Genomic DNA, 25,429 nt, shown 5'->3' with positions numbered 1-25,429 from the left:
ACCAATCTGGGAGAAAACTCCATTGCACTAAGGAGAATCAAAGTGAAAACTCGCCTACTGGGAGGCATAGTCGCAGTCGTGCTGGCAATAGTCGGCACGCTGCTACTGGTCACATACGTTCAAGCAGCAGACGCGCGGGCACAAAAGGACCTCCAGCCCGTTGATGTCCTTGTTATCCAAAGTCAGGTTCCCGAGGGAGCCGATCTTCAGCAGATCAAGTCTGCTGTAAAGCTTGCTTCGCTACCCGCGGCTTCGGTACCCAATGGTGCCCTCAAGAGCCTCTCCGGAATGGAGGGCAAAGTCGCGGGGGCAGAACTCATGCCTGGTGAAGCCCTGCTGGGAAACCGCCTGGTGGATCCCAACAGCCTGGCGGCCCCCGGGTCAGTCCCTGTCCCCGACGGACTTCAAGAAGTTTCAGTACAACTTGATGCGCAGCGCGTTGTAGGCGGGCGACTGGCCGCCGGCGACACCGTAGGCGTCGTGGTGCTGGTGGGCGAGAACGGGCAATCCGACACTGACGCTTCAGCCCAGCTCGTCTTCCATAAAGTGCTCGTTACCAGCGTTCAGCGGGCCACAGCCAGGAACTCGAACACCGCGCAAGCAAGCTCGGAGCAGGCCAACACACAGCTGCCGGAGGGTTCATTCATCGTGACACTCGCCCGCAGCGATGTGGACGCCACCAAGATCGTTTACGGAGCAAAGTACGGGGATATCTGGCTGACGAAAGAACCCGCCGAGGCCCAGGAAAGCGCACGCGTCACCATCAAGAAGGCAGAGGTACTCCAATGAGCCGCTTTCTAGTCATCACGGCTGATGTAGATTTCGAAAAGCGCGTCCGCCAAGCCGCGGCCGGCATGCATGGCGATGTGCAGTCCATCATTGCCGACTACTTGCCGCAGGGCCCGGACGACGTCCTCCGGGTGCTGTCCGGACAACTGCTGGAAGTCCTTGTCCTGGGGCCCGGGCTACAGGCTGACGACGCAATCCGCTTGGCAAGCCTGTTCGATCTTCAGTATCCGGAGATCAGCGTAGTGCTCGCTTCGACGGATGCAGCGGAAGTCGCACTCCCGGCAATGCGCGCAGGCATCCGTGACTTGTTGGAGCCTTCCGCGGATCCGGGCACCATTCGGGCGCTGTTGGAGCGTGCCAGCCTCGCGGCTGCCGGGCGTCGCAGGGGCTTGGGTGCACAAGTAGACGCAGGGCCACAGGGAGGGCGGATTATCGCCGTCATGTCGCCCAAGGGCGGCGTGGGCAAGACGACTATCTCAACCAACCTCGCTATTGGGCTGGGGCGAATCTCTCCCATGAGGGTTGTCATCGCCGATTTGGATCTCCAGTTCGGCGACGTCGCATCCGGGCTCCTCATAGACCCGGATAGGACAATCGCGGATGCGGTTACCGGTGCGGCAGTCCAGGACAGCATGGTGCTGAAGTCATATCTCTCAGTTCATCCCGCCGGTATTTATGCCCTCTGTGCGCCCCGTAACCCCTCCCAAATCGAGCAGATTTCCGCGGAACAGGTGGGGCATCTCCTTGAACAACTGGCCAGGGAATTCGACTACGTGATTGTGGATACCGCACCGGGTCTTGGTGAGCACGTCCTGGCGACCCTAGAACGTGCCTCCGACGTCGTGTGGGTATGTGGAATGGATATCCCGAGCATCAGAGGACTTCGGAACGGTCTCGAAATACTTGACGAGATCGGGCTGGTCCCCGAACAGCGCCACGTTGTCCTGAACTTCGCGGACAAGCGCAGCGGGCTGACCTTGATTGATGTGGAAGCAACCATAGGGTGCCCGGTGGATGTCACTTTGCCGCGGTCCCGTGCACTCCCCTACTCAACCAATAGGGGCATCCCCGTACTTCAAGACGGGACGAAGGATGTCACGCTCCGCGGTCTCCGTCAGCTCGTTGATCGCTTCAAGCCGGGCTGGGAAGAACGGCCGCACAAGCAGCTGCACCGAAGGGCGGTAGTCAAGTGAACCTCGCAAAGCGCCTTCAGACCGCTCGGGGGCTGGAAGTTGAGACCCCGGGCACGTCAACATTGGGAGATCCATGGGCCGGGCCAGCAACCCACACCCCTGACTACATCGCCGATTCAACGGGAGCAGGAGGAACTACCGAGGACTCAAGCCAAGCGTTGTCAGCAGTCAAAGAACGCACCAGTTCGGCGTTGTTTGATCGTATGGGTTCCCGAATTTCAGACACCACACTGGATGAGGCGGAACTCCACCGCTACGTCAAAGAGGAACTCCGTGCCGTTATTGACGAAGACGACATTCCGCTGACATCCCAGGAGAGACAACGACTGGTCCAGGAGATCGCTGACGACGTTCTTGGTCTTGGGCCGCTTCAACGGTTCCTTGACGACAAGGACGTCACAGAGATCATGGTGAACGGTGCCGACAAGGTCTACGTGGAGATTGCCGGAAGACTTCACTTAACCAATGTTCATTTCAGCTCCGAAGAGCATCTTCGCCGAATCATTGAGCGGATTGTCTCCAAGGTTGGCCGCCGCATTGACGAGTCCTCTCCACTGGTGGACGCAAGGCTTTCGGACGGATCCCGAGTCAATGCGATTATTCCTCCGCTCGCTGTCAATGGATCGTCGCTCACGATTCGAAAGTTTGGCCGCGTGCCGCTAACGGCCCAGAATCTCATCCAATTGGGAACCATGAGCCCCGAGATCACCGAACTGCTTCACGCGTGCGTACAGGCCCGGCTGAACATCATCGTCTCGGGCGGTACAGGAACAGGTAAGACAACGCTCTTGAACGTCCTGTCATCGTTTCTTCCTTCAGATGAACGCATCGTCACCATCGAAGACGCCGTGGAACTGCAGCTCCAGCAATCGCACGTTGTCCGGTTGGAAAGCCGACCAAGCAACATCGAAGGAAAGGGTGAGATCGCCATCCGGGATCTCGTGCGAAATTCCCTGCGCATGCGCCCCGACCGGATCGTAGTGGGCGAAGTTCGTGGCGGTGAGGCACTGGACATGCTTCAGGCAATGAACACCGGCCACGATGGTTCCATTTCCACTGTCCACGCGAATTCTCCGCGCGACGCCATCGCACGCCTTGAAACGTTGGTACTGATGGCCGGCATGGACTTACCTCTCCGCGCAATTCGAGAGCAGATTTCGTCCGCTGTGAACCTGGTTGTCCAAATTTCGCGGTTGCGCGACGGCACCCGCCGCATCACGCATGTGACGGAAGTCCAAGGCATGGAAGGTGATGTTGTCACCCTGCAGGATGCCTTCACCTTCGATTACTCAGCAGGGATGGACGCAAACGGGCGATTCCTAGGGAAACCGGTTCCGACCGGTGTGCGGCCACGGTTCGTAGACCACTTTGCGGACTTGGGCATCCATATTTCACCAGCGGTCTTTGGAACGATGGCAGCTGGCGGTGGAAAGCGATGATGACCGCAACCAGTCCCCTGCTGCTCATCGGCGGGGTAATCCTCGGAATCGCGGCCCTGGCAATCGGTCTCTTTCTCATCCCTCGGTCGAGAAACTCGGCAATCGCATTGTCCCGGCGGCGTCCAAACGCCGGCACCCAGGACTCAGTGCTGACCCGGATGACAAATTCTGCTGTCGCATTGGTAGATGGGTCAGTTTCGGCCAGCAGGGCTTCCGGAACCAGGCTTCTCCTTGAGCAGGCCGGCTCCAGGATGCGGCCGGCGGACTACGTACTCTTGGTCATCTGCGCCACCTTCACTGGCGCCGTCGTAGGCTTCATCCTCGGCGGTCTCTTGGTGGCAATACTCTTCGGAATCGTAGTGCCCATCGGCGCACGCATGGTTCTGAGCGTCATGACGTCCCGACGCCGGGCGCAGTTCGAAGCTCAACTGGGCGACACGCTGCAAATGCTGTCCGGCAGCATGCGGGCCGGTCATAGCTTGCTGCGGGCAGTCGATGCTGTGGCTCTGGAGGCACAGTCACCTACCAAGGAAGAATTCGCCAGGATCGTAGGAGAAGTCCGTCTGGGACGTGACCTCCGCGATGCACTCCTGGACGCAGCAAACCGTCTACACAGCGAGGATTTCCTCTGGGCCACCCAGGCCATCGAAATTCACCGTGAAGTGGGCGGCGACTTGGCTGAAGTACTGGACCACGTGGCTGAAACGATCCGCGAGCGGTCACAAATCAAAGGCCAAGTGCGGGCCCTCAGCGCTGAAGGTCGACTGTCAGCGTATGTGCTCATAGCACTGCCGACCGGCATGTTTCTGTACCTCAGCCTCGCCAACGGGACGTACATCCAGCCTCTCTTCACGCACCCCGTGGGTTGGATCATGCTCGTGGTAGCCGTCGTCCTTCTTGCGTTGGGCTCCTTCTGGCTCAGCCGCGTCGTCAAGATCAAGTTCTAGGGAGTGACCATGAACGTTATTGCATGGGCGTCCGTCGCCTTGATCGTGGTTCCCATCGCCTTTATGGCATGGGCGTTCATTTCAGTAGACCGTACTGGCCTCGCAACCGTCCGTACCAACTTGAGTCGAAGCGCAGGAATGGCCACTGACTTGGGGGCACAGCCGTCAGCATTCAACCTGCATCGTCTGGGTGCAAAGCTCACCCCAAAGGGCTACACCATCTGGCTGGACAAGTTGCTGGCCAAATTGGGCCGACCAGCGGGAATGCCCCTGGGACGCCTCCTGATCCTCAAACCAGCGTTGGCCTTGGCAGCAGGTCTCGTGGGTCTGTTGTTCTTCCTGAGAGCCCCTTCGGGCCAGGGTTTCCTGCTGTACCTGGCCGCAGTGTTGCTGGTGTACTTCATCCCGGACCTGATCATCCACGGCCGCGCTGCCGAACGGCAAAAGGCAATCCAAACTGAGCTACCCAACACTCTGGACCAGATGCTCATCTCCGTTGAAGCCGGCCTAGGTTTTGAAGGGGCCATGGCCCGGGCCGGGCAGAATGGTTCGGGACCGCTGGCCATGGAAATGCTCCGAACACTGCAGGACATGCAGGCGGGACGCAGCCGCAAGGAAGCATACGTGGCTTTGGCCGAACGTGTGGATGTCCACGACCTCAGGGCATTCGTCGGGGCCATAGTGCAGGCCGATACCTATGGGATCGCCATAGCCAACGTCCTGCGGACCCAAGCCAAGCAAATGCGTATCAAACGCCGCCAAAGGGCGGAGGAGCAGGCAATGAAGCTGCCTGTGAAGGTCCTGTTCCCTTTGATGTTCTGCATCCTGCCAGTGCTCTTCATCGTCATCATGGGTCCGGCCGTCCTCAATGTGATGACTAATCTGGCCGGCACTTTTTAGGGTTCTGGTGTTACTGCCCTAAAAACCGGCCGTTCGCGGATCCCAGACCACGGGCGGCCACAACGGCCCCCTTCCGGTACCCAGAGCCGGGAGGGGGTCCTCCCACGTCCGCGCGACTACTCCCGGCGCGCCCGCGTCAGCTCCGCGCGAGCCAGCAACTCGCTATCGGACGGGTAGGCAACTTCCTCCAGCACCAAGGGATGCGGCGCAGCGAGAACGGACTTGGCATCGCGCTTCCGTTCCAGGAGCCGCGAGTGCAGCCACGCCGGAGTTTCCAGGCCCTCTCCAACTCGCAAGGCCGAACCTACCAGAGACCGCACCATGTTGTGGCAGAACGCATCGGCCTGCACGGTGGCAACAATAACGTCGTCGCTTCCACGAGCGAACGAGAACTGCTGCAGCTCGCGGATGGTCGTCGCTCCCTCTCGGGGTTTGCAATAGGAACGGAAATCCTGGAGGCCCAGCAACGAACAGGCCCCTTCGTTCATGAGCGCAACGTCCAACGGCGCCTTATGCCACAAAGTAATCCCGCGCAGAACCGGGTCCCAGCGTTCAGGACCGTCGGCTATGCGGTAGCTGTATCTCCGCCACAACGCTGAGAAGCGGGCGTCGAAACCCTCGGGCGCCAGACCGGCGTCGTGCACTTCAATAGCACCCGTCAGGTCACCGAGAATTCGGCTCAAGGCGCCACGGAGGCGGCGCAAGAGCGCAGCGCCGGGATCAAGTTCGTGCCCCCGCGGCAGCGACAGCCACTCGGCTTCGCTCAGGTCCAGGTGAACCACTTGGCCCCGGGCGTGGACTCCGGCGTCGGTCCTGCCGGCAACCGTCACGCGAATCGGGCGCTGCAGGAGAAGCGCCAAAGCTTCCTCAAGGGATCCTTGCACGGTCCGGAGACCTGGCTGCAGAGCCCACCCGCTGAAAGGGCCGCCGTCGTAGGAAAGATCAAGCCGGACACGCAAAAACCCGCCGCCCCCCATGACGGGGGCAGCGGGTTTTCGTTCGTTCATAGACTTAAGTCTACTGTGAAGAATTCAGTGAATTACTTCTTGTCCTCAGCGGCCGGAGCCTCTTCGGTCTCAGCAGCTTCAGCTTCAGCAGCTTCTGCCTCAGCGGCCGGAGCCTCTTCGGTTTCAGCAGCCTCTGCCTCAACGGCAGGAGCCTCTTCGGTCTCAACGACCTCTTCCTCGGCAGCCGGAGCAGCCTTGGCAGCGGCAGCGGTTGCTTCAGCAACAACGGCCTGCTTCGGGGAAACCGGCTCGAGAACGAGCTCGATGACAGCCATGGGAGCGTTGTCGCCCTTGCGGTTGCCGATCTTGGTGATGCGGGTGTAGCCACCATCGCGGTTAGCAACGGCGCCGGCGATGTCGGTGAACAGCTCGTGGACAACGCCCTTGTCGCTGATCAGGCCGAGAACGCGGCGGCGGGAAGCGAGGTCGCCACGCTTGGCGAAGGTGACCAGACGCTCTGCGTACGGCTTGAGGCGCTTGGCCTTGGTGACCGTGGTGGTGATGCGCTTGTGCTCAAAAAGAGCAGCTGCCAGGTTCGCGAGCATCAGGCGCTCGTGAGCCGGGCCGCCTCCGAGGCGCGGACCCTTAGTGGGGGTAGGCATAGTTATTTCTCCTGTTATGTAAGCCGGTCAGGTCCATCGCTGGACCCGGCGGCCAAGATCTGCTGTTTAGAGCTCGTCGTCGCTGAACGCGGCGTCGTCCTCTTCGATGGCTGCGGCGCGGGCTGCGAGATCGAAACCGGGAGGGGAGTCCTTGAGGGACAGACCCAGTTCCACGAGCTTTGCCTTGACCTCGTCAATGGACTTCGCACCGAAGTTACGAATGTCCATCAGGTCAGCCTCGGAGCGGGCAACGAGTTCACCCACGGTGTGGATGCCCTCACGCTTGAGGCAGTTGTAGGAACGGACGGTGAGGTCCAGATCCTCGATCGGCAGAGCCATGTCCGCTGCCAGGGCAGCGTCCGTCGGCGACGGGCCGATCTCGATACCTTCAGCTGCGGTGTTCAGCTCACGAGCCAGACCGAACAGTTCCACCAAGGTGGTGCCTGCGGAAGCGACAGCATCGCGCGGGGCGATGGCCTGCTTGGTCTCGACGTCGACAATGAGCTTGTCGAAGTCGGTGCGCTGCTCAACACGGGTAGCTTCCACGCGGAAAGTTACCTTCATGACCGGCGAGTAGATCGAGTCAACCGGAATACGGCCGATCTCGGAGTCGCCGGACTTGTTCTGAGCTGCCGAAACGTAGCCACGGCCGCGCTCGATGGTCAGTTCGAGTTCGAACTTGCCCTTCGAGTTCAGAGTGGCAATGTGCAGATCCGGGTTGTGGAATTCGACGCCGGCCGGCGGAGCGATGTCCGCGGCGGTGACGACTCCGGGGCCCTGCTTGCGCAGGTAAGCAACAACCGGCTCATCGTGCTCGGAGGAAACCGAAAGGTTCTTGATGTTCAGGATGATCTCGGTGACATCTTCCTTGACACCCGGAACCGTGGTGAACTCGTGCAGCACGCCATCGATCCGGATGCTGGTTACAGCGGCACCGGGGATGGAGGAGAGCAGGGTACGGCGGAGGGAGTTTCCGAGGGTGTAGCCGAAGCCCGGCTCCAGCGGTTCAATGATGAAACGGGAGCGGTTCTCGGATACAACTTCTTCAGACAGGGTGGGGCGCTGTGCAATGAGCACTTAGGTTTCCTTTCGGCGAGCATCCGCTATATGACGCAACACAGGTGGTGGAAATCGGCTTCGGTTTCCAGCCTGACCAGCCGGGCCATGCTGATGGATGATCAAAGCCATCCATAGCAGGCCCGGCCGGTCAGGCGGGGAAGACCTAATTAGACGCGGCGGCGCTTCGGCGGGCGGCAACCGTTGTGGGCGCTGGGGGTGACGTCCTGGATGGAGCCAACCTCGAGGCCAGCGGCCTGAAGCGAACGGATTGCGGTTTCGCGTCCGGATCCCGGGCCCTTGACGAATACGTCAACCTTGCGCAGACCGTGCTCCTGAGCGCGCTTTGCAGCAGCTTCGGCAGCCATCTGGGCAGCGAACGGGGTGGACTTACGGGAGCCCTTGAAGCCAACCTCACCGGCGGAAGCCCATGAGATTACAGCACCGTTCGGGTCCGTGATGGACACGATGGTGTTGTTAAAGGTGCTCTTGATGTGCGCCTGGCCAAGCGCAATATTCTTCTTATCCTTGCGACGCGGCTTACGAACCGCTCCACGAGTCTTCGGGGGCATTGTTTCTCCTACAGAAAGTTATCGGGGGAAAACCGGATCAATCCCGAGGGATTAACGTCCGGCCTTCTTCTTGCCGGCGACGGTGCGCTTCGGGCCCTTACGGGTACGAGCGTTGGTCTTCGTACGCTGTCCGCGTACGGGCAGGCCCTTGCGGTGGCGCAGGCCTTCGTAGCTGCCGATCTCTACCTTGCGGCGGATGTCAGCGGCTACCTCGCGGCGAAGGTCACCCTCAACCTTGTAGTTGCCTTCAATGTAGTCACGCAGCTGGACCAGCTCGGCGTCAGTCAGGTCCTTGACGCGAACGTCAGCGCTGATGCCGGTGGCAGCCAGGGTTTCGTGTGCACGGGTCTTGCCCACGCCGTAGATGTAAGTAAGCGCAATTTCCAACCGCTTTTCGCGGGGAATGTCTACGCCAGCGAGACGAGCCATAGTGGCAGTACTCCTTGAATAAACCGGAGGTCGTAGGCAGTACACCCACACGTTCAGTGTGGCCCCAGCCTCCGACCGGGGGTTCGCTGACCAGGCTCTGTAATGCAGTCCTGGCACAGCTTGTGCTGCCTTTATTTACTTGCGTGGGCTAGCAGCCCAGGTTTGTCCTCGCGGACGCTGATTCCCGAAAGGGGAATTAGCCCTGGCGCTGCTTGTGGCGCGGGTTCTCGCAGATCACCATGACCCGGCCGTTACGGCGGATCACTTTGCACTTGTCGCAGATCTGCTTGACGCTCGGCTTGACCTTCATGGCGTTCCTTTGCGTGTTTTGCAGTTGATCTGCTGGAGCGGCTTAGGCACTATTGCCTTGCCGCCCAGCAATTTACTTGTAGCGGTAGACGATACGACCACGTGTGAGGTCGTATGGGCTCAGCTCCACCACTACCCGGTCCTCGGGGAGGATTCGAATGTAGTGCTGTCGCATCTTCCCAGAGATGTGTGCGAGAACGACGTGCTTATTGGTGAGCTCAACACGAAACATCGCATTGGGCAGCGCCTCAGTCACAACGCCCTCGATCTCAATGACCCCGTCCTTCTTGGCCATATCCTCCGCTAACTGTTGTTTGCCGCTGTCCTCCAGTTAGGCACCGAAGATCCAGCGGACGTTTTTTGTTTGCTTGGCCCTCTTGGAACCACGACACTAAAAAGGGCGTGGCTGCACAGACAACCAACAAATAACTCTACGCCAATGAGGCCGGAAAGTTAAATCCGTCAATGGTAGCGCACCTGCCTCCAGCCGTCACTCCCCCGCTTGCCGATACCGGGGGAAGACACCCGCCGCCGTCGAAACGCTTTCGGCTGCCAGGACGCCGTCGAGAATCGCCAGCCGAACAGCTTCCGCAGCGGCGCTCTGGAGCGTTATCAGCGACACCTGCCGCGCCTGTTCAGTGCTGCGGTCAAGCCCGACGGCGCCGGTCGCCAACGCGAACACGGTGTCACCGTCCGCCAAAGTATGGGACGGATCCAAAGCCCGGGCCAAGCCCGCATGCCCGGCAGAAGCAGTCCGCTTACACTCAGCCACATCGAGTACGGCATTGGTCGCAATCACCACCAACGTGGTGTTGAGCCCCTGCGGCGGGGCCGGAACCCGGCCGCGCGCGTCTAAGGGAGGAACGACCGAGCGCGCAGAGGGTTGCGGCCCCGCCGCCCAGAAGACCGGCGCGCCCATCGCGTTCACCACCGTAATGGCTCCAACGATCACCCCGCCTTCAAGAGTGATGGACGACGTACCGATCCCGCCCTTGAACTGGCCGCGCGAAACAACGGCCCCGGTCCCGGCACCCACGTTTCCACGCTCGACGGCGGCATGGTCGCCTGAGGCGAAGGCTGCGGCGGCTGCCTGGTAGCCCATGTCGGCGCCGGGTCGCGCTTTGACGTCGCCACCGCGCCCGAGGTCGAAGATGGCGGCCGCCGGCACAATCGGCACCACAGTCCCGGGAACAGCGAACCCTCTCCCCTGTTCCTCACACCACAGCTGCGCCCCACCGGCGGAGGCCAGTCCAAAGGCACTGCCCCCGGTCAGCACTACGGCATCCACGGTGGAAACCAGCGTTGTCGGATCCAGGGCATCTGTCTCGTGAGTCCCCGGCCCCCCGCCGCGCACATCCACGGACCCCACCGTCCCCACAGGCGGAAGCACCACAGTAACCCCGGACAACCACCCCTCCCCCACCCTCTGCACATGCCCAACCCGTATGCCAGCAACATCGGTGATCGAATTCATGCCTCCATTCTCCACCTGCCACACTCCCCGCCTCGAAGGCCAGCCGGGGTGCGACCCGGCAGCGCGCGTCTAAGGTGGGCCCACGACGGCCGGGTTCCCTGGCCGAGCTTGCGAGGTTAGGGGGCCGTTGGGGAGGCACGACCGAGCGCGCAGAGGGGCTCAGTCCGCCCGCAGGGCAAGGACCCATGGAAAGTGGGAGCCGAGCCTCGAATTCGAACATGCGAGTAACGCCGCGTAAACGGCTCTGGAAGTGTCAGCCAACTATCGGTACGGGGCACCCTTTTCGTCCGGCCGGTGACTTTCGGTGTGGTGAGCTAGGCCTGTCTTCGCCGCCCCGGTCCGGGAGCTGGCGCCCGCCTTGGCCCGAAAACGTTAGTGACTCATGACTACCCGACAGATTCACAGCAGCAGTGCTGCACCTGCTGGCAGGCCGGATTCCACGCCGCCGGTCGACGCCGCCCGGCCCCGTCCGGGGAGACGGCGCTGGTCCGGCCGCAGCCGCAAGGACTTCCTGGTCTTCCTGGCCATGGCCCTGCCTAACCTCGTTCTGATCGGCACGTTCACCTATTGGCCGCTGATCAATAACATCTACTATTCAACGTTGGATTGGACGCTCGGCTCGGCTTCGGCCACGGTTGTTGGGCCGCAGAACTACGTCATGTTCTTCACCAGTGAGGATGCGTCCAAGGTCCTGGGGACTACGGCTATCTTCACCCTGGTGACGGTGGGCGGTTCGATGGTCCTCGGCCTGTTGGTTGCCATTGCTTTGAACTCCAAAGTCCGCGGCACCACGTTCGCCCGTTCCGCGGTGTTCGCGCCCTATGTGCTGTCCGGCGTGGGTGTTGGCTTGGTGTGGTTGTTCATCTTCGATCCCGGCTACGGAGTGCTCGCCTGGGTCCTGCGCGGCCTTGGACAACAGAGCCCGCAATGGATCAACGATCCCCAGCTCTCGTTGGTGATGGTCATCATCGTGTACGTCTGGAAGAACCTGGGCTACTGTGCCGTGGTCTATCTGGCGGGCCTGCAGTCCCTGCCCCGAGACGTGATGGAAGCTGCGGCGTTGGACGGCGCCAACAGCGCGCGGAGATTTTTCAACATTTCCATGCCTTTGCTCTCCCCCACCACGTTCTTCCTGCTGATCACCACGATGCTGAGTTCATTGCAGGCCTTCGACCTCATCCGCATCATGACTCCGTTGGGCAACGGCACCAGCACGCTGATTTACGAGGCGTACTTGCAGGCGTTCGGCGCCTACAACCGGGCAGGCTACTCTGCGGCGATTTCGGTGATCCTTTTCGCGATCCTACTGATCATTACTGTTCTTCAACTGCGGTTCGTTGAGCGAAAGGTCCACTACTCATGAGCGCGCCCTCACCCGCCGTCGTCGTTGATCCCCCGCAAGAGGCCGCACAGCCAGCTGCACAGCATGAGCGTTCGCGCCCCTTCTCCAGCGCAAACCTCCTCCAGACAGTGGCTACCGGCTACATTCCCTTGATCATTGCCACGCTTGTGGTGTTCCTGCCGTTGCTCTGGATGTTGTTGAGTTCCTTCAAGCAACCGGGCGAGATCGTCACCATGGATCTGAAGATCCTGCCTGAGTCCCTGAACCTGGAGAACTATGCCACGGCCATGACCACGGTCCCGTTCGCACAGTTCTTCGCCAACAGCATGATTGTTACGCTGGTGGGTTCGAGCATCAAGGTGGTCCTGGCGATTCTGACGGCTTACGCGCTGGTGTTTGTTCGCTTTCCGTTCAAGAACGTGATCTTCGTGCTGATCCTCGTGGCCCTTATGGTCCCTGCGCAGGTCTCCATCCTGCCCAACTACATCCTGATCGCGGGGATGGGCGGCAAGAACACTCTGTGGGGCATCATCCTTCCTGGCCTGGGGACGGCGTTCGGTACCTTCCTGCTCCGACAACACTTCCTGACCCTGCCGCCGTCGATCCTCGAAGCAGCTGAAATCGACGGTGCGGGTCATTGGCGCCGGCTGTGGCAGATCATCGTCCCGGTCTCGGTGCCATCGATCGCAACGGTCGCGCTGGTAACTGTGGTCAGCGAATGGAACGACTACATCTGGCCGCTCATCATCACTGACCGCCCCGAAACCATGACGCTCCCGGTGGGCCTGACCCTGCTGCAGAACTCGGAAGGCAATGGGGCCGGTTGGGGAATCCTCATGGCAGGCGCCGTACTGGTTATCGTTCCCATTCTGCTGGTGTTCGCAGCGCTCCAGCGCTACATCGTTGCCGGCCTGACCCAAGGCAGTGTCACCGGCTGATTTTCTCCCACCGCACCATTCGCATCGAAGTACGTTATTGAGAGGAAGCACCATGCACACCAACTTTGACCGCCGACATTTCCTTGGACTGGCAGGCCTCGGCGCCGGAGCTGCGGCCCTCGCCGCATGCGGCGGACCGTCGACGGCGGGTACGGCAGACGCCGTCGACACCGCCACGATCGACTTCAGCGGAGTAAAGCCCGCAGCTTCCATCGACTTCTGGACCAACCACCCGGGTAAGTCACAGGACGTGGAGAAGGCGATTATCGAGAAGTTCCACGCCAAATTCCCAGGCATCAAGGTCAATCTGGTGACGGCGGGCGCCAACTACGAAGAGATCGCCCAGAAGTTCCAGACGTCGCAGGCAGCCAAGACGGGCCTGCCGGGACTGGTAGTCCTTTCTGACGTCTGGTGGTTCCGCTACTACTCCAACGGCAGCATCATTCCCATCGATAGCTTGGTGAAGCAGCTGGATATCAAAATCGACGACTTCCAAAAGTCGCTGGTGGACGACTACAAATACGAGGACAAGCAGTGGGCGCTCCCCTACGGCCGTTCCACGCCGCTGTTCTACTACAACAAGGACCATTTCAAGGCCGCGGGACTTCCCGACAGGGCGCCGGCCACCTGGCAAGAGTTCGCAGAGTGGGCGCCGAAACTCAAGGCCACCTCGGGTGCGCAATACGCCTACATCTACCCTGCCCTGGCCGGCTACGCAGGGTGGACCCTGCAGAACAACCTGTGGGGTTGGGGCGGAAGCTGGTCAAAGGACTGGGACATCACCTGCGATTCGCCGCAGTCCGTAGCCGCACTTCAGTGGGCCCAGGACTCCATCTATAAGGACGGTTGGGCCGGTGTTTCGTCCAAAGAGGCAGCAGACGACTTCGCCGCCGGGATCACCTCGTCAACTATCTCTTCCACAGGTTCCTTGCTCGGCGTCCTGAAGGCCGCCAAATTCAACGTTGGCGTCGGCTTCCTGCCCGGCGGCCCTGAGGCGCCCAGCGGCGTTTGCCCTACGGGCGGCGCGGGCCTCGGCATCCCCAGCGGCATCAGCAAGGAAGAGCAGCTGGCCGCGGCGACGTTCCTCAAGTTCATGACCGAACCTGAGAATACTGCCGCCTTCTCGGCCGCCACCGGCTACATGCCCACCAGGCTCTCAGCTGACATGACAGCGGTTCTTGCGGCAACGCCACAGATCAAGACCGCAATGGATCAACTCACCGCCACCAGGGTTCAGGACAATGCCCGCGTGTTCCTTCCGGGCGCTGATCAGGAGATGGCCAAATCGGCGGCCAAGATCCTGACGCAACAAGGTGACGTCCAAACAACCATGACCGAGCTCAAGAAGACCCTCGAGGGCATTTACACCAAGGATGTAAAGCCCAAACTGAAGGCATAACTGCCTTCCTGGATATGCGAAGAGCTGGGCTACTTGAGTAGCCCAGCTCTTCATTTGCAGGTGTTACGGGATGGGAACAGGCACGACGCCGAGCGGTGCCAACTGCTCGGCGCCCCCATCCGGGGCGGACAGGACCCAGATGCCCTTTTCGTGAACAGCTACCGAATGCTCCCACTGGCAGGAACGCTTGCCGTCCGTGGTCACGACGGTCCAGTCGTCGTCGAGGGTAGCAGTCTCGATGCCACCACGTACCAGCATGGGTTCAATGGCCAGGCATAGGCCAGGCCGGATCTTGGGGCCGCGGTGGCTGGTCCGGTAGTTCAGAACGTCCGGGGCCATGTGCATCTCCGAGCCAATGCCGTGGCCCACGTAATCCTCCAGGATGCCCAACGGCTTTCCAGGGACGGATGACACATAGTCATCGATCGCGTTGCCGATGTCCCCCACAAACTTGCCTTGGGCAAGGGCTGCGATGCCCCGCCACATGGCTGCCTCGGTGACATCGGAAAGACGCTGGTCTTCGGGATCAACGTTGCCGACAATTACGGTCCTGGCAGAGTCGGAATGCCAGCCGTCAACGATGCAGCCGCCGTCGATGGAGATAATATCGCCGTCGTTGAGGACCCTGCCGCCCGGGATGCCATGCACCACTTCCTCATTGACCGAGGTGCAGATGGTGGCCGGGAAGCCGTGATAACCAAGAAAGTTCGACTTTGCTCCGGCATCGTTGAGGACTGCGGCGAAGACATCGTCCAGGTCCTTGGTGGTGACGCCCGGCTTGGCCGCCGCAACGGCAGCGTCGAGTGCACGGCTCAGGACAAGGCCTGCCTGGTGCATGGTGCGCATCTGCTCGTTGGTTTTGTATTCAATGCGGGGCTGACCGAACGCCATGATCTCCTCTGGAAGGTTTGCTGTCGAGGCCGACCAGGCCCCGTGCTTCAACCATTTTCCCGTACCCGGGAGCATGGCCGAAATTGGAATGCAGCGTGAAAAAGAAAAAGGGGCGTGTCCCGCACTCACCGTACGGGACACACCCCTCGCTCCACTGCCGTTTTACCGGCTATGTGGAGAACCAGCTAAACGGCCTTGGCCGACTCGATCGCCGTCAGCACACGGTCGGTAACTTCGTCGATACCACCGATGCCATCAACCTGCGTGAGGATGCCACGCTCGGCGTACTTGGCCACAACTGCCTCAGTCTGCTCGTGGTAGAGATCCAGGCGGTGCCGGATGACGGTTTCGTTGTCATCCGAACGGCCCGTTTCCTTGGCGCGGCCAAGGAGGCGGGTTACCAGCTCTTCATCGTCGGCGGTCAGCTGGAGCACGACGTCGAGCTCCTGCTCACCCTCAGCGAGGATCTGGTCAAGGTAGTCCACCTGCGCGGTGGTGCGCGGGTAGCCATCCAGGAGGAATCCGTTTTCGACGTCGCTCTGGCTCAGGCGATCGCGAACCATGTCGTTCGTGACGCTGTCCGGAACGAAGTCCCCGGCGTCCATGTACTTCTTTGCTTCGATGCCCAAAGGGGTTTCGCCCTTTACGTTGGCACGGAAGATGTCGCCGGTGGAGATGGCGACTACGCCGAGGCGCTCGGAAATCCGCTCAGCCTGCGTACCCTTGCCCGAACCGGGAGGTCCAATGATCAGCATTCTCGTCATCGCAAAAGCCCTTCGTAGTGACGTTGTTGTAGCTGCGCATCAATCTGCTTGACGGTCTCCAGGCCAACACCCACCATGATCAGGATTGACGTGCCACCGAACGGGAAGTTCTGGTTGGCGTTGATCAGGACGAGTGCAACCAAAGGAATCAACGCCACGAAGCCCAGGTAAAGGGCTCCAGGCAAGGTGATCCTGGAAAGCACGTACTGCAGGTAGTCCGCGGTCGGTTTACCCGCCCGGATGCCCGGAATAAACCCGCCGTACTTCTTCATGTTGTCCGACACTTCTTCAGGGTTGAAGGTGATGGCAACGTAGAAGTAGGTGAAGAAAACAATCATGGCGAAATACAGCGCCATGTAGATGGGGTGGTCGCCACGGGTGAGGTTGTTGTTGATCCACTCAACCCACGGGGCCATCTGCTCCCCTGGCGCCGGCTGGTTGAACTGTGAAATCAGCCCGGGCAGGTAGAGCATGGAGGAGGCGAAGATAACAGGCACGACGCCGGCCATGTTCACCTTGATGGGGATGTAGGTGCTGGTGCCACCCACTGTGCGGCGTCCGATCATACGCTTGGCGTATTGAACGGGAACGCGGCGCTGAGACTGCTCCACGAAGACCACCAAGGCCACCGTCAGCAAGCCGACGGCCAGGACCATGAAGAAGGTGCCCGGGCCCTTCGACTCCCAGATGGAGCCCAGCGAGCCGGGGAAGCTTGCAGCGATGGAGGTGAAGATGAGCAGCGACATGCCGTTGCCCACACCCTTTTCGGTGACCAGTTCGCCCATCCACATGATGAGGCCTGTGCCGGCCGTCAACGTGATGATGATGAGGATGGTGGTCATGATGCTCTCATCAGGAATGATGGGCAGGTTGCAGCCTGGCAGCAGCTGGCCGGACCGGGCGAGCGACACCAACGTGGTGGCGTTCAGCAGTCCAAGAGCGATGGTGAGGTACCGGGTGTACTGCGTCAACTTTGACTGACCGGAGGAGCCCTCTTCGTAGAGCTGCTGGAACCGGGGAATGACCACCCGGAGCAGCTGCACGATGATGCTCGCCGTGATGTAGGGCATGATGCCCAAGGCAAACACTGAAACCTGCAGCAACGCGCCGCCGCTGAACAAGTTCACCAGCTGGTAGATGCCCTGCGAGGTGTCACCGGTGTTCAAGCATTGCTGGACATTCTGGTAGTTCACACCAGGCGAGGGGATAAAAGCTCCCAAGCGGAAGATTGTGATGATTCCCAGCGTGAACAACAACTTGCGTCGCAAATCAGGCGTCCGAAACGCCCGGCCGAATGCGCTTAGCAAGCGTCCTCCTGAGTAGAAAGTACAAGGATGTGGATGGGATCAATGAAACCCAACAACCGAGTCTAACCGCTTGTGACGCCGTCGGAATAATCGAGAGTCCACAATCACGCAAAAAATCCCGGTATACAGGGCCGAAGCCCCGCATACCGGGATCCTTTTACAACGGGCATTTGCCCCACTGGCTCTTAGAGAGCAGTGGTGCTTCCGCCTGCTGCAGCAATCTTTTCCGCAGCGCTGGAAGAGAATGCGTGGGCGGTGACGTCAACCTTGACGGTGATGTCGCCGGTGCCCAGCACCTTGACGGGCTGGTTCTTGCGAACGGCACCCTTCTCAACCAGGGACTCGACGGTGACAACGCCACCTTCCGGGAACAGCTCGTTGAGCTTCTCCAGGTTAACAACCTGGAACTCAACCCGGAACGGGTTCTTGAAGCCGCGCAGCTTCGGCAGGCGCATGTGCAGCGGCAGCTGGCCGCCGGCAAAGCCAGCCTTTACCTGGTAGCGGGCCTTCGTACCCTTGGTACCGCGACCAGCGGTCTTACCCTTGGAGCCTTCACCACGACCAACACGGGTCTTGGCGGTCTTGGCACCCGGGGCGGGGCGCAGGTGGTGGACCTTCAGAGCGTGCTGCTTCTCAGCAGTCTCTTCGGCGGTCTTGTTCTCTGCCATTACTTCGCCTCCTCTACATTCACGAGGTGCGGAACCGTGTTCAGCATTCCAACGGTCACAGCGTCAGCGTTACGGACAACGGTGTGTCCGATGCGCTTGAGGCCGAGGGACCGGAGGGTGGCCTTCTGGTTCTGCTTGGCGCCAATGACGCCCTTGATCTGGGTGATCTCCAACTTGGCGTCGGAGGGAGTCAGGTTCTTAGCCATGACTAAACACCTGCCTTCTGGTTCTGGAGCGCGCGCACCAGAGCAGCAGGAGCAACCTCGTCCAGCGGCAGGCCACGGCGGGCAGCCACGGAAGCGGGCTCTTCGAGCTGCTTCAGAGCGGCAACAGTCGCGTGAACGATGTTGATCGCGTTTGAGGAACCGAGCGACTTGGAGAGGATGTCGTGGATACCCACGCACTCCAATACCGCGCGGACCGGACCACCGGCGATAACACCGGTACCGGCGGAAGCCGGACGCAGCAGGACTACACCTGCAGCGGCCTCACCCTGCACACGGTGCGGGATGGTGCTGCCAACGCGGGGAACGCGGAAGAAGGACTTCTTGGCCTCTTCAACGCCCTTTGCGATAGCCGCGGGAACTTCCTTGGCCTTGCCGTAGCCGACGCCGACCATACCGTTGCCGTCACCGACGACGACGAGAGCGGTGAAGCTGAAGCGACGACCACCCTTGACGACCTTGGCAACGCGGTTGATGGTGACAACGCGCTCTACGAACTGGCTCTTCTCAGCCTCACGACCGCCGTCGCGGCCACCACGGCCACCACGGTCGCCGCGGCCCTGGCCACGGTCGCCGCGCTCACCACGACGTCCGCCGCGGCGGTCATCGGTAGCGGGTGCGGTCTCAGTTGCTTCAGCAGCTACAGCTTCAGTCACCTGGGTGTCCTTTTCGTTATTTTCAACGGTCACAGTGCCAGCCCACCTTCGCGAGCACCGTCAGCGACGGCGGCGATGCGGCCGTGGTACTTGTTACCGCCACGGTCGAAGACAACAGCTTCGACGCCTGCAGCCTTGGCACGCTCGGCAACGAGCTCGCCGACGCGCTTGGCCTTGGCAGTCTTGTCTCCGTCAAATGCGCGGAGGTCAGCTTCCAGGGTGGAAGCGTAAGCCACAGTTACACCCTTGCTGTCATCGACAACCTGGACGAATACGTGACGTGCCGAACGGTTGACGACCAGACGAGGACGTACAGCCGTACCGGTGATGCGCTTGCGGATACGAAGCTGGCGACGGCTGCGTGCAGCAGACTTGCTCTTGTTCGAACGCTTCTTGTTAATTGCGATGGCCATGGTTTACTTACCAGCCTTTCCGACCTTGCGGCGGATGACTTCGCCGGCGTAACGGACACCCTTGCCCTTGTAGGGGTCGGGCTTGCGCAGCTTGCGAATGTTGGCAGCAACCTCGCCGACCTGCTGCTTGTTGATACCCGCAACAGAGAGCTTGGTCGGACCCTCTACTACGAAGGTGATGCCTTCGGGTGCAGAGACGTTGACCGGGTGGCTGTAGCCCAGAGCGAACTCCAGGTCAGAACCCTTGGCCTGAACGCGGTAACCAGTACCAACGATTTCAAGCTTCTTCTCGTAGCCCTCGGTAACGCCCTGGATCATGTTGGCGATCAGGGTGCGGGTCAGGCCGTGCAGCGAACGCGAGTTGCGCTCGTCGTTCGGGCGGGTGACCGTGAGAGTGTTCTCTTCCTGGGTAACCTCGATCGGGCTGGCCACAGTGTGGCTCAGCTCGCCTTTGGCACCTTTGACGCTGATGACGGAGCCATCGAGCTTGACCTCAACTCCGGCAGGAACGGTGATGGGGAGACGTCCAATACGTGACATTATTCTCTTCCTTTCCCGTTACCAGACGTACGCGAGGACTTCGCCGCCCACGCCCTTCTTGCCGGCCTGCTTGTCAGTCAGGAGGCCGGAAGAGGTGGACAGGATTGCGATACCCAGGCCACCCAGCACGTGCGGCAGGTTGGTGGACTTCGCGTAAACGCGGAGGCCCGGCTTGGAGATGCGGCGGACGCCAGCGATGGAACGCTCGCGGTTCGGACCGAACTTCAGGTCGATGGTCAGCTTCTTGCCAACCTCGGCGTCTTCTTCCTTCCAGCCGGCAATGTAGCCTTCTGCCTTCAGGATGTCAGCAACGCGTGCCTTCAGTTTGCTGTACGGCATGGACACGGTGTCGTGGTATGCCGAGTTTGCATTGCGCAGACGCGTGAGCATGTCTGCGACAGGATCTGTCATAGTCATTTGGGCTATAGCCCTTCCTCGTACCGGTTTCCGCTGCGCTTGCTCCTAAGAGCCTGCGCGGACGGACCTGTCACGTAGTTAGTTTTCGGTCTTGAACGGGAAACCAAGCGCCTTGAGCAGCGCGCGGCCTTCGTCATCGGTCTTGGCGGTGGTGACGACCGTGATGTCCATACCGCGAACGCGGTCAATGGAGTCCTGGTCGATTTCGTGGAACATAACCTGCTCGGTCAGACCGAAGGTGTAGTTGCCGTTGCCATCAAACTGCTTGCCGTTGAGGCCGCGGAAGTCGCGGATACGCGGCAGTGCCAGCGAAACCAGACGGTCCACGAATTCCCACATGCGGTCTCCACGCAGAGTTGCGTGTGCACCGATGGGCATGCCTTCGCGCAGCTTGAACTGTGCGATCGACTTGCGGGCCTTGGTTACCTGCGGCTTCTGGCCGGTGATCAGGGTGAGGTCGCGGACAGCGCCGTCGATCAGCTTGGAGTCCTTGGCGGCATCTCCAACACCCATGTTCACTACAACCTTCACCAGGCGGGGAACCTGGTTGACGTTCGCGTAGCTGAATTCGTCCTGCAGTGACTTCTTGATGGTCTCTGCGTACTTCGTCTTCAGACGCGGAACGATCTTTACCGGAGTCTCGAGAGTCTCAGTCATTAGATGTCCTTCCCGGTGGCCTTGGACACGCGGATACGGACGGTCTTGGTAGCGCCATCCTTCTCAACGGTGTCGAGACGGAAACCAACACGGGTCGGCTTCTTGGTGGACGGGTCAACCAAAGCAACGTTGGAAACGTGGATCGGGGCTTCAACAACCTCGATGCCACCGGTCTTGGTGCCGCGCTGCGACTGACCGACCTTGGAGTGCTTGGTGACGCGGTTGATTCCCTCTACCAGCACGCGGTTGGTGTCGGGGAATACGCGCAGGACCTTGCCCTGCTTGCCGCGGTCGCCGCCACGTTCCTGCTTGGCGCCAGTGATGACCTGAACGAGGTCACCCTTCTTGATCTTAGCCATGGACTAAAGCACCTCCGGGGCCAGCGAAACGATCTTCATGAACTTCTTGTCGCGAAGTTCACGACCAACCGGGCCGAAGATACGGGTACCGCGGGGGTCACCGTCGTTCTTCAGGATCACAGCTGCGTTTTCGTCAAACTTGATGTAGGAACCATCCGCACGGCGGCGTTCCTTCTTGGTACGAACGATGACAGCCTTGACGACGTCACCCTTCTTTACGTTGCCGCCAGGGATAGCGTCCTTGACGGTGGCGACGATGACGTCGCCGATGCCTGCGTAGCGACGACCGGATCCACCGAGAACGCGAATGGTAAGGATTTCCTTAGCACCCGTGTTGTCGGCGACCTTGAGTCGCGACTCCTGCTGAATCAATTTTTACTCCTTGCGTCGCGCCGGTTCTCAGACCGAAATCATGCATACGGAATGAGCCTTGCGGAACGGTTGATCGGGGTGTCTCTTGACCTGCCTGGATTTTGCCAGTACAGGCCTAAACGCCCGTGCCACAAGCATCAGCTTCCCTTGCAGAAAACTCTGCGCGGGGCAGTATGCAGCGGCACGATTGTTTACGAGGTAGTGGACGACGCACAAGTGGCGCCATACAAACTCAATATCCTAGCACGTTTACAGCCTGAAACCGAAACGGCGGGAGAAGCGGAAAGGCCCGCATTCCCAAAGGAATACGGGCCTTTCCAGTGAATCACTGCCAGGCGTGCCCGGCGTCGGATTTACTTGGCCTTTTCGAGGATCTCCACCAGACGCCACCGCTTGGTAGCGGACAGCGGGCGGGTCTCAGAGATGAGAACGAGGTCGCCGATGCCGGCGGTGTTCTCTTCGTCGTGAGCCTTGATCTTCGAGGTGCGGCGAATAACCTTGCCGTACAGAGCGTGCTTCACGCGGTCTTCAACCTGAACAACGATGGTCTTTTCCATCTTGTCAGAGACAACGTAGCCGCGACGCGTCTTACGGTAACCGCGCTGTTCAGCGCTGGCTGCTGCTTCCGTCACAGTTTCCTTCTCGCTCACTTGGCGTCCTCTCCAGCTTCAACCTCGGCCTTTTCAGCCTTGGCAGCCTTCTTGGACTTCTTTTCTTCCTTGGCTTCCACAACCGGTGCGGCAACCTCGGCACGAATGCCCAGCTCGCGCTCACGGAGAACGGTGTAGATGCGTGCGATGTCCTTCTTTACCGCACGCAGGCGACCGTGGTTCTCCAGCTGTCCGGTGGCGGACTGGAAACGCAGGTTGAACAGCTCTTCCTTGGACTTGCGGAGTTCTTCAACGAGACGCTCGTTGTCGAAACCGTCCAGCTGTGCGGGTGCGAGATCCTTCGACCCTACTGCCATTTCTATTCACCACCTTCGCGACGCACAATGCGTGCCTTCAACGGGAGCTTGTGGATTGCCAGGCGCAGGGCCTCGCGAGCTACCTCTTCATTGACACCGGAGAGTTCGAAGAGAACCCGGCCCGGCTTGACGTTTGCGACCCACCATTCCGGAGAACCCTTACCGGAACCCATACGGGTTTCAGCAGGCTTCTTCGTCAGCGGACGGTCCGGGTAGATGTTGATCCAGACCTTGCCGCCACGCTTGATGTGGCGGGTCATCGCGATACGAGCGGACTCGATCTGACGGTTGGTTACGTATGCCGGGCTGAGAGCCTGGATACCGTACTCACCGAAGCTGACCTTGGTGCCGCCCGTTGCAGCGCCGGAACGACCCGGGTGGTGCTGCTTACGGTGCTTGACTCGACGTGGGATAAGCATTTAAGCCTGTCCTCCTTCTGCTGCCGGAGCAGCAGCTTCAGCGGCCGGTGCTTCAACGGCAGCGGGTGCTGCCTCAGCTGCCGGACGGTCGTTACGACGACGGCGGTCGCCACCCGGGCGGCCCGGACGGTCTCCTGCACGGCCACGGGACGGAGCAGCAGCTGCCTGCTGAGCCAGTTCCTTGGCAGTTACGTCACCCTTGTAGATCCAAACCTTCACACCGATACGGCCGAAGGTGGTCTTGGCTTCGTAGAAGCCGTAGTCGATGTTCGCGCGGAGGGTGTGCAGGGGCACACGGCCTTCGCGGTAGAACTCCGAGCGGGACATTTCTGCGCCACCCAGACGACCCGAGCAAGCAACACGGATACCCTTGGCACCCGCACGCTGTGCGGACTGCATGGCCTTCTTCATCGCACGGCGGAAAGCCACGCGGGAAGTCAGCTGCTCAGCGATGCCCTGGGCAACAAGCTGTGCTTCCATCTCGGGGTTCTTGACCTCGAGGATGTTCAGCTGAACCTGCTTGCCGGTGAGCTTTTCGAGCTCGCCACGGATGCGGTCTGCTTCAGCGCCGCGGCGGCCGATAACGATACCCGGGCGTGCCGTGTGGATATCCACGCGGACACGGTCACGGGTGCGCTCGATCTCGACCTTGGCGATGCCGGCGCGCTCCATGCCGGTGGACATGAGCTGACGGATCTTGATGTCCTCGCGGACGAAATCCTTGTAGCGCTGTCCGGGCTTGGTGCTGTCAGCGAACCAGTGCGAAACGTGGTCGGTGGTGATGCCGAGTCGGAACCCGTGCGGGTTTACTTTCTGTCCCACTTAGCGAGCCTCCTCTTTCTCCGGGGTTGCGACAACCAGCGTGATGTGGCTGGTCCGCTTCCTAATGCGGTAGGCGCGGCCCTGGGCACGCGGCTGGAACCGCTTCATGGTCGGGCCTTCATCAACAAATGCTTCGGTGATGAAGAGGTCGCTGTCGTCGAATGCAACGCCGTCACGGTCCGCGAGGACACGTGCGTTGGCCATTGCCGACTGAAGTACCTTGAATACCGGCTCCGAAGCTGCCTGGGGGGCAAACTTCAGAATTGCCAGAGCCTCATTCGCTTGCTTACCACGAACAAGGTTGACGACGCGCCGGGCCTTCATAGGCGTTACGCGGATGTGACGCGCAATAGCCTTGGCTTCCATTGCTTTCCTTCTCTCGTCTAAGACGTAAAGTCAGGCGCCTAGCGGCGCTTGCCCTTACGGTCGTCCTTAACATGGCCGCGGAATGTCCGCGTGGGAGCGAATTCGCCGAGCTTGTGCCCGACCATCGACTCTGTGACAAACACCGGGATGTGCTTGCGTCCGTCGTGTACGGCGATCGTGTGCCCGAGCATGTCGGGGATGATCATCGAACGGCGGGACCAGGTCTTGATGACGTTCTTGGTGCCCTTATCGTTTTCCCGTGCGACCTTCACAAAGAGGTGCTGGTCAACGAAAGGACCTTTTTTCAGGCTGCGTGGCATGTGTCCAGGCTCCTATCGCTTGTTCTTGCCAGTACGGCGGCGACGAACAATAAGCTTGTCGCTCTCTTTGTTCGGACGGCGGGTACGGCCCTCGGGCTTGCCGTTCGGGTTAACCGGGTGACGTCCACCGGAAGTCTTACCTTCACCACCACCGTGCGGGTGGTCAACCGGGTTCATGGCTACACCACGGACGGTCGGGCGAACGCCCTTCCAGCGCATACGGCCGGCCTTGCCCCAGTTGATGTTCGACTGCTCGGCGTTGCCGACCTCGCCGACGGTTGCGCGGCAGCGCACGTCAACGTTGCGGATTTCGCCGGAGGGCAGACGCAACTGTGCGAAGCGGCCTTCCTTGGCAACGAGCTGTACCGAAGCACCTGCGGAACGTGCCATCTTGGCGCCGCCACCCGGACGCAGTTCAACTGCGTGGATTACGGTACCAACCGGGATGTTGCGCAGCGGCAGGTTGTTGCCCGGCTTGATGTCAGCGTCAGGACCAGCCTCGACGAAGTCACCCTGGGACAGCTTGTTAGGAGCGATGATGTAACGCTTGGTGCCATCAACGTAGTGCAGGAGTGCGATGCGAGCCGTGCGGTTCGGGTCGTACTCGATTTCGGCAACGCGGGCGTTGATGCCGTCCTTGTCGTGACGACGGAAGTCGATCAGACGGTACTGGCGCTTGTGCCCACCACCCTTGTGACGGGTGGTGATCTTACCGGAGTTGTTACGGCCGCCTGTTTTGTGCAGCGGACGCAGCAACGACTTTTCCGGAGTCGATCGCGTGATTTCAGCGAAGTCGGCTACGCTCGAGCCACGACGGCCCGGGGTAGTCGGCTTGTATTTACGGATTCCCATAATTTATTTCCTCGTTAAA

35 protein-coding genes are annotated in these 25,429 nt (G+C 60.5%); 8 read left to right on the top strand and 27 right to left on the bottom strand.

The window, feature by feature from the left end; all coding sequences use genetic code 11:
• Nucleotides 1-42: 42 nt before the first annotated feature.
• Genes cpaB through ACZ881_RS10085 form a run of 5 tightly spaced genes read left to right on the top strand, consistent with a single transcriptional unit; the run spans nt 43 to nt 5,268 of the window.
• Nucleotides 43-789 carry a Flp pilus assembly protein CpaB gene (gene cpaB, locus ACZ881_RS10105; RefSeq protein WP_011775559.1) on the top strand — a complete coding sequence of 249 codons (747 nt, stop codon included), beginning with the start codon at nt 43-45 and terminating at the stop codon, nt 787-789.
• Complete coding sequence (locus tag ACZ881_RS10100) at nt 786-1,982, top strand: CpaE/TadZ family protein (RefSeq protein ID WP_476114790.1); 1,197 nt, start codon at nt 786-788, stop codon at nt 1,980-1,982. Before cpaB ends, ACZ881_RS10100 begins: the two co-directional genes overlap by 4 nt.
• Nucleotides 1,979-3,421, top strand: coding sequence for a TadA family conjugal transfer-associated ATPase (locus ACZ881_RS10095; RefSeq protein WP_179019730.1), 1,443 nt, complete (start codon nt 1,979-1,981; stop codon nt 3,419-3,421). The genes ACZ881_RS10100 and ACZ881_RS10095 overlap by 4 nt, the downstream gene beginning before the upstream one ends.
• Nucleotides 3,418-4,368, top strand: coding sequence for a type II secretion system F family protein (locus ACZ881_RS10090; protein ID WP_476114787.1), 951 nt, complete (start codon nt 3,418-3,420; stop codon nt 4,366-4,368). Before ACZ881_RS10095 ends, ACZ881_RS10090 begins: the two co-directional genes overlap by 4 nt.
• A 9-nt stretch (nt 4,369-4,377) precedes the next feature.
• Nucleotides 4,378-5,268 carry a type II secretion system F family protein gene (locus ACZ881_RS10085; RefSeq protein ID WP_011775563.1) on the top strand — a complete coding sequence of 297 codons (891 nt, stop codon included), beginning with the start codon at nt 4,378-4,380 and terminating at the stop codon, nt 5,266-5,268.
• 116 nt (nt 5,269-5,384) lie between these two features.
• Here ACZ881_RS10085 and ACZ881_RS10080 read toward each other — a convergent pair whose 3' ends face one another.
• The 8 genes from ACZ881_RS10080 to ACZ881_RS10045 form a co-directional block, all read right to left on the bottom strand.
• Nucleotides 5,385-6,275 (bottom strand): tRNA pseudouridine synthase A, encoded by an 891-nt coding sequence (locus ACZ881_RS10080; RefSeq protein WP_476114781.1) that lies wholly within the window; start codon nt 6,273-6,275, stop codon nt 5,385-5,387.
• A 32-nt stretch (nt 6,276-6,307) separates the two neighbouring features.
• Nucleotides 6,308-6,877 (bottom strand): 50S ribosomal protein L17, encoded by a 570-nt coding sequence (rplQ, locus tag ACZ881_RS10075; RefSeq protein ID WP_043470498.1) that lies wholly within the window; start codon nt 6,875-6,877, stop codon nt 6,308-6,310.
• A gap of 66 nt (nt 6,878-6,943) precedes the next feature.
• Nucleotides 6,944-7,954 (bottom strand): DNA-directed RNA polymerase subunit alpha, encoded by a 1,011-nt coding sequence (locus ACZ881_RS10070; RefSeq protein ID WP_011775567.1) that lies wholly within the window; start codon nt 7,952-7,954, stop codon nt 6,944-6,946.
• A 149-nt stretch (nt 7,955-8,103) separates the two neighbouring features.
• Complete coding sequence (gene rpsK / locus ACZ881_RS10065) at nt 8,104-8,505, bottom strand: 30S ribosomal protein S11 (RefSeq protein WP_014922380.1); 402 nt, start codon at nt 8,503-8,505, stop codon at nt 8,104-8,106.
• A 51-nt stretch (nt 8,506-8,556) separates the two neighbouring features.
• Nucleotides 8,557-8,934 carry a 30S ribosomal protein S13 gene (rpsM, locus tag ACZ881_RS10060; RefSeq protein ID WP_011775569.1) on the bottom strand — a complete coding sequence of 126 codons (378 nt, stop codon included), beginning with the start codon at nt 8,932-8,934 and terminating at the stop codon, nt 8,557-8,559.
• Nucleotides 8,935-9,130: 196 nt separating this feature from the next.
• Entirely contained in the window at nt 9,131-9,244 is a 114-nt protein-coding gene (gene rpmJ, locus ACZ881_RS10055; protein ID WP_011775570.1) for a 50S ribosomal protein L36, read from the bottom strand.
• 72 nt (nt 9,245-9,316) lie between these two features.
• A complete protein-coding gene (gene infA, locus ACZ881_RS10050) occupies nt 9,317-9,538 on the bottom strand; it encodes a translation initiation factor IF-1 (protein ID WP_011775571.1) in 222 nt (73 codons plus the stop codon).
• Nucleotides 9,539-9,733: 195 nt separating this feature from the next.
• The gene (locus tag ACZ881_RS10045; RefSeq protein WP_476114772.1) at nt 9,734-10,717 is read right to left on the bottom strand and encodes a P1 family peptidase; all 984 of its coding nucleotides are present in this window, start codon (nt 10,715-10,717) and stop codon (nt 9,734-9,736) included.
• Between the two features lie 382 nt (nt 10,718-11,099).
• Between ACZ881_RS10045 and ACZ881_RS10040 the strand changes: the two genes are divergently transcribed.
• Genes ACZ881_RS10040 through ACZ881_RS10030 form a run of 3 tightly spaced genes read left to right on the top strand, consistent with a single transcriptional unit; the run spans nt 11,100 to nt 14,396 of the window.
• Nucleotides 11,100-12,080 carry a carbohydrate ABC transporter permease gene (locus ACZ881_RS10040; protein ID WP_476114769.1) on the top strand — a complete coding sequence of 327 codons (981 nt, stop codon included), beginning with the start codon at nt 11,100-11,102 and terminating at the stop codon, nt 12,078-12,080.
• Nucleotides 12,077-12,997 carry a carbohydrate ABC transporter permease gene (locus ACZ881_RS10035; RefSeq protein ID WP_476114765.1) on the top strand — a complete coding sequence of 307 codons (921 nt, stop codon included), beginning with the start codon at nt 12,077-12,079 and terminating at the stop codon, nt 12,995-12,997. The genes ACZ881_RS10040 and ACZ881_RS10035 overlap by 4 nt, the downstream gene beginning before the upstream one ends.
• 52 nt (nt 12,998-13,049) lie before the next feature.
• On the top strand, nt 13,050-14,396 hold the full coding sequence (locus ACZ881_RS10030; protein WP_476114761.1) for an ABC transporter substrate-binding protein: 1,347 nt from the start codon (nt 13,050-13,052) through the stop codon (nt 14,394-14,396).
• Nucleotides 14,397-14,459: 63 nt separating this feature from the next.
• Here ACZ881_RS10030 and map read toward each other — a convergent pair whose 3' ends face one another.
• The 19 genes from map to rplB all read right to left on the bottom strand — a co-directional run bounded on the left by map (nt 14,460) and on the right by rplB (nt 25,410).
• Nucleotides 14,460-15,287: a type I methionyl aminopeptidase gene (map, locus tag ACZ881_RS10025; protein WP_178997199.1), complete on the bottom strand. Its 828-nt coding sequence runs from the start codon at nt 15,285-15,287 to the stop codon at nt 14,460-14,462.
• Between the two features lie 185 nt (nt 15,288-15,472).
• On the bottom strand, nt 15,473-16,042 hold the full coding sequence (locus ACZ881_RS10020; protein WP_178997654.1) for an adenylate kinase: 570 nt from the start codon (nt 16,040-16,042) through the stop codon (nt 15,473-15,475).
• Nucleotides 16,043-16,047: 5 nt separating this feature from the next.
• Nucleotides 16,048-17,358 (bottom strand): preprotein translocase subunit SecY, encoded by a 1,311-nt coding sequence (secY, locus tag ACZ881_RS10015; protein WP_017200273.1) that lies wholly within the window; start codon nt 17,356-17,358, stop codon nt 16,048-16,050.
• 185 nt (nt 17,359-17,543) lie between these two features.
• Complete coding sequence (gene rplO / locus ACZ881_RS10010; protein ID WP_011775579.1) at nt 17,544-18,026, bottom strand: 50S ribosomal protein L15; 483 nt, start codon at nt 18,024-18,026, stop codon at nt 17,544-17,546.
• A complete protein-coding gene (gene rpmD, locus ACZ881_RS10005; protein ID WP_011775580.1) occupies nt 18,026-18,232 on the bottom strand; it encodes a 50S ribosomal protein L30 in 207 nt (68 codons plus the stop codon). The genes rplO and rpmD overlap by 1 nt, the downstream gene beginning before the upstream one ends.
• Before the next feature lie 2 nt (nt 18,233-18,234).
• Complete coding sequence (rpsE, locus tag ACZ881_RS10000; protein ID WP_011775581.1) at nt 18,235-18,906, bottom strand: 30S ribosomal protein S5; 672 nt, start codon at nt 18,904-18,906, stop codon at nt 18,235-18,237.
• Nucleotides 18,907-18,935: 29 nt separating this feature from the next.
• A complete protein-coding gene (rplR, locus tag ACZ881_RS09995; protein ID WP_011775582.1) occupies nt 18,936-19,319 on the bottom strand; it encodes a 50S ribosomal protein L18 in 384 nt (127 codons plus the stop codon).
• Between the two features lie 3 nt (nt 19,320-19,322).
• Entirely contained in the window at nt 19,323-19,859 is a 537-nt protein-coding gene (gene rplF / locus ACZ881_RS09990; protein WP_011775583.1) for a 50S ribosomal protein L6, read from the bottom strand.
• Between the two features lie 18 nt (nt 19,860-19,877).
• Nucleotides 19,878-20,276, bottom strand: coding sequence for a 30S ribosomal protein S8 (rpsH, locus tag ACZ881_RS09985; protein WP_011775584.1), 399 nt, complete (start codon nt 20,274-20,276; stop codon nt 19,878-19,880).
• 78 nt (nt 20,277-20,354) lie between these two features.
• On the bottom strand, nt 20,355-20,933 hold the full coding sequence (rplE, locus tag ACZ881_RS09980; RefSeq protein WP_011775585.1) for a 50S ribosomal protein L5: 579 nt from the start codon (nt 20,931-20,933) through the stop codon (nt 20,355-20,357).
• Nucleotides 20,933-21,292 (bottom strand): 50S ribosomal protein L24, encoded by a 360-nt coding sequence (gene rplX / locus ACZ881_RS09975; RefSeq protein WP_011775586.1) that lies wholly within the window; start codon nt 21,290-21,292, stop codon nt 20,933-20,935. The genes rplE and rplX overlap by 1 nt, the downstream gene beginning before the upstream one ends.
• 3 nt (nt 21,293-21,295) lie before the next feature.
• Nucleotides 21,296-21,664 carry a 50S ribosomal protein L14 gene (gene rplN, locus ACZ881_RS09970; protein WP_003803789.1) on the bottom strand — a complete coding sequence of 123 codons (369 nt, stop codon included), beginning with the start codon at nt 21,662-21,664 and terminating at the stop codon, nt 21,296-21,298.
• A gap of 353 nt (nt 21,665-22,017) precedes the next feature.
• Entirely contained in the window at nt 22,018-22,314 is a 297-nt protein-coding gene (gene rpsQ / locus ACZ881_RS09965; protein ID WP_011775587.1) for a 30S ribosomal protein S17, read from the bottom strand.
• The gene (rpmC, locus tag ACZ881_RS09960; protein WP_014922387.1) at nt 22,311-22,631 is read right to left on the bottom strand and encodes a 50S ribosomal protein L29; all 321 of its coding nucleotides are present in this window, start codon (nt 22,629-22,631) and stop codon (nt 22,311-22,313) included. Before rpmC ends, rpsQ begins: the two co-directional genes overlap by 4 nt.
• A 2-nt stretch (nt 22,632-22,633) precedes the next feature.
• Entirely contained in the window at nt 22,634-23,050 is a 417-nt protein-coding gene (gene rplP / locus ACZ881_RS09955; protein ID WP_003803795.1) for a 50S ribosomal protein L16, read from the bottom strand.
• On the bottom strand, nt 23,051-23,872 hold the full coding sequence (gene rpsC, locus ACZ881_RS09950; RefSeq protein WP_011775589.1) for a 30S ribosomal protein S3: 822 nt from the start codon (nt 23,870-23,872) through the stop codon (nt 23,051-23,053).
• On the bottom strand, nt 23,873-24,238 hold the full coding sequence (gene rplV / locus ACZ881_RS09945; protein WP_011775590.1) for a 50S ribosomal protein L22: 366 nt from the start codon (nt 24,236-24,238) through the stop codon (nt 23,873-23,875). It abuts the gene before it with no gap.
• Between the two features lie 38 nt (nt 24,239-24,276).
• Nucleotides 24,277-24,558, bottom strand: a complete 282-nt coding sequence (gene rpsS, locus ACZ881_RS09940) for a 30S ribosomal protein S19 (RefSeq protein ID WP_011775591.1) — start codon at nt 24,556-24,558, stop codon at nt 24,277-24,279.
• A 12-nt stretch (nt 24,559-24,570) separates the two neighbouring features.
• Nucleotides 24,571-25,410: a 50S ribosomal protein L2 gene (gene rplB / locus ACZ881_RS09935; protein ID WP_011775592.1), complete on the bottom strand. Its 840-nt coding sequence runs from the start codon at nt 25,408-25,410 to the stop codon at nt 24,571-24,573.
• Nucleotides 25,411-25,429: the final 19 nt, after the last annotated feature.

It is taken from the genome of Paenarthrobacter sp. TE3676 (assembly GCF_056279165.1).
Note: the sequence above shows the minus strand (reverse complement) of the source record. Positions and strands in the feature narration are given on the sequence as shown.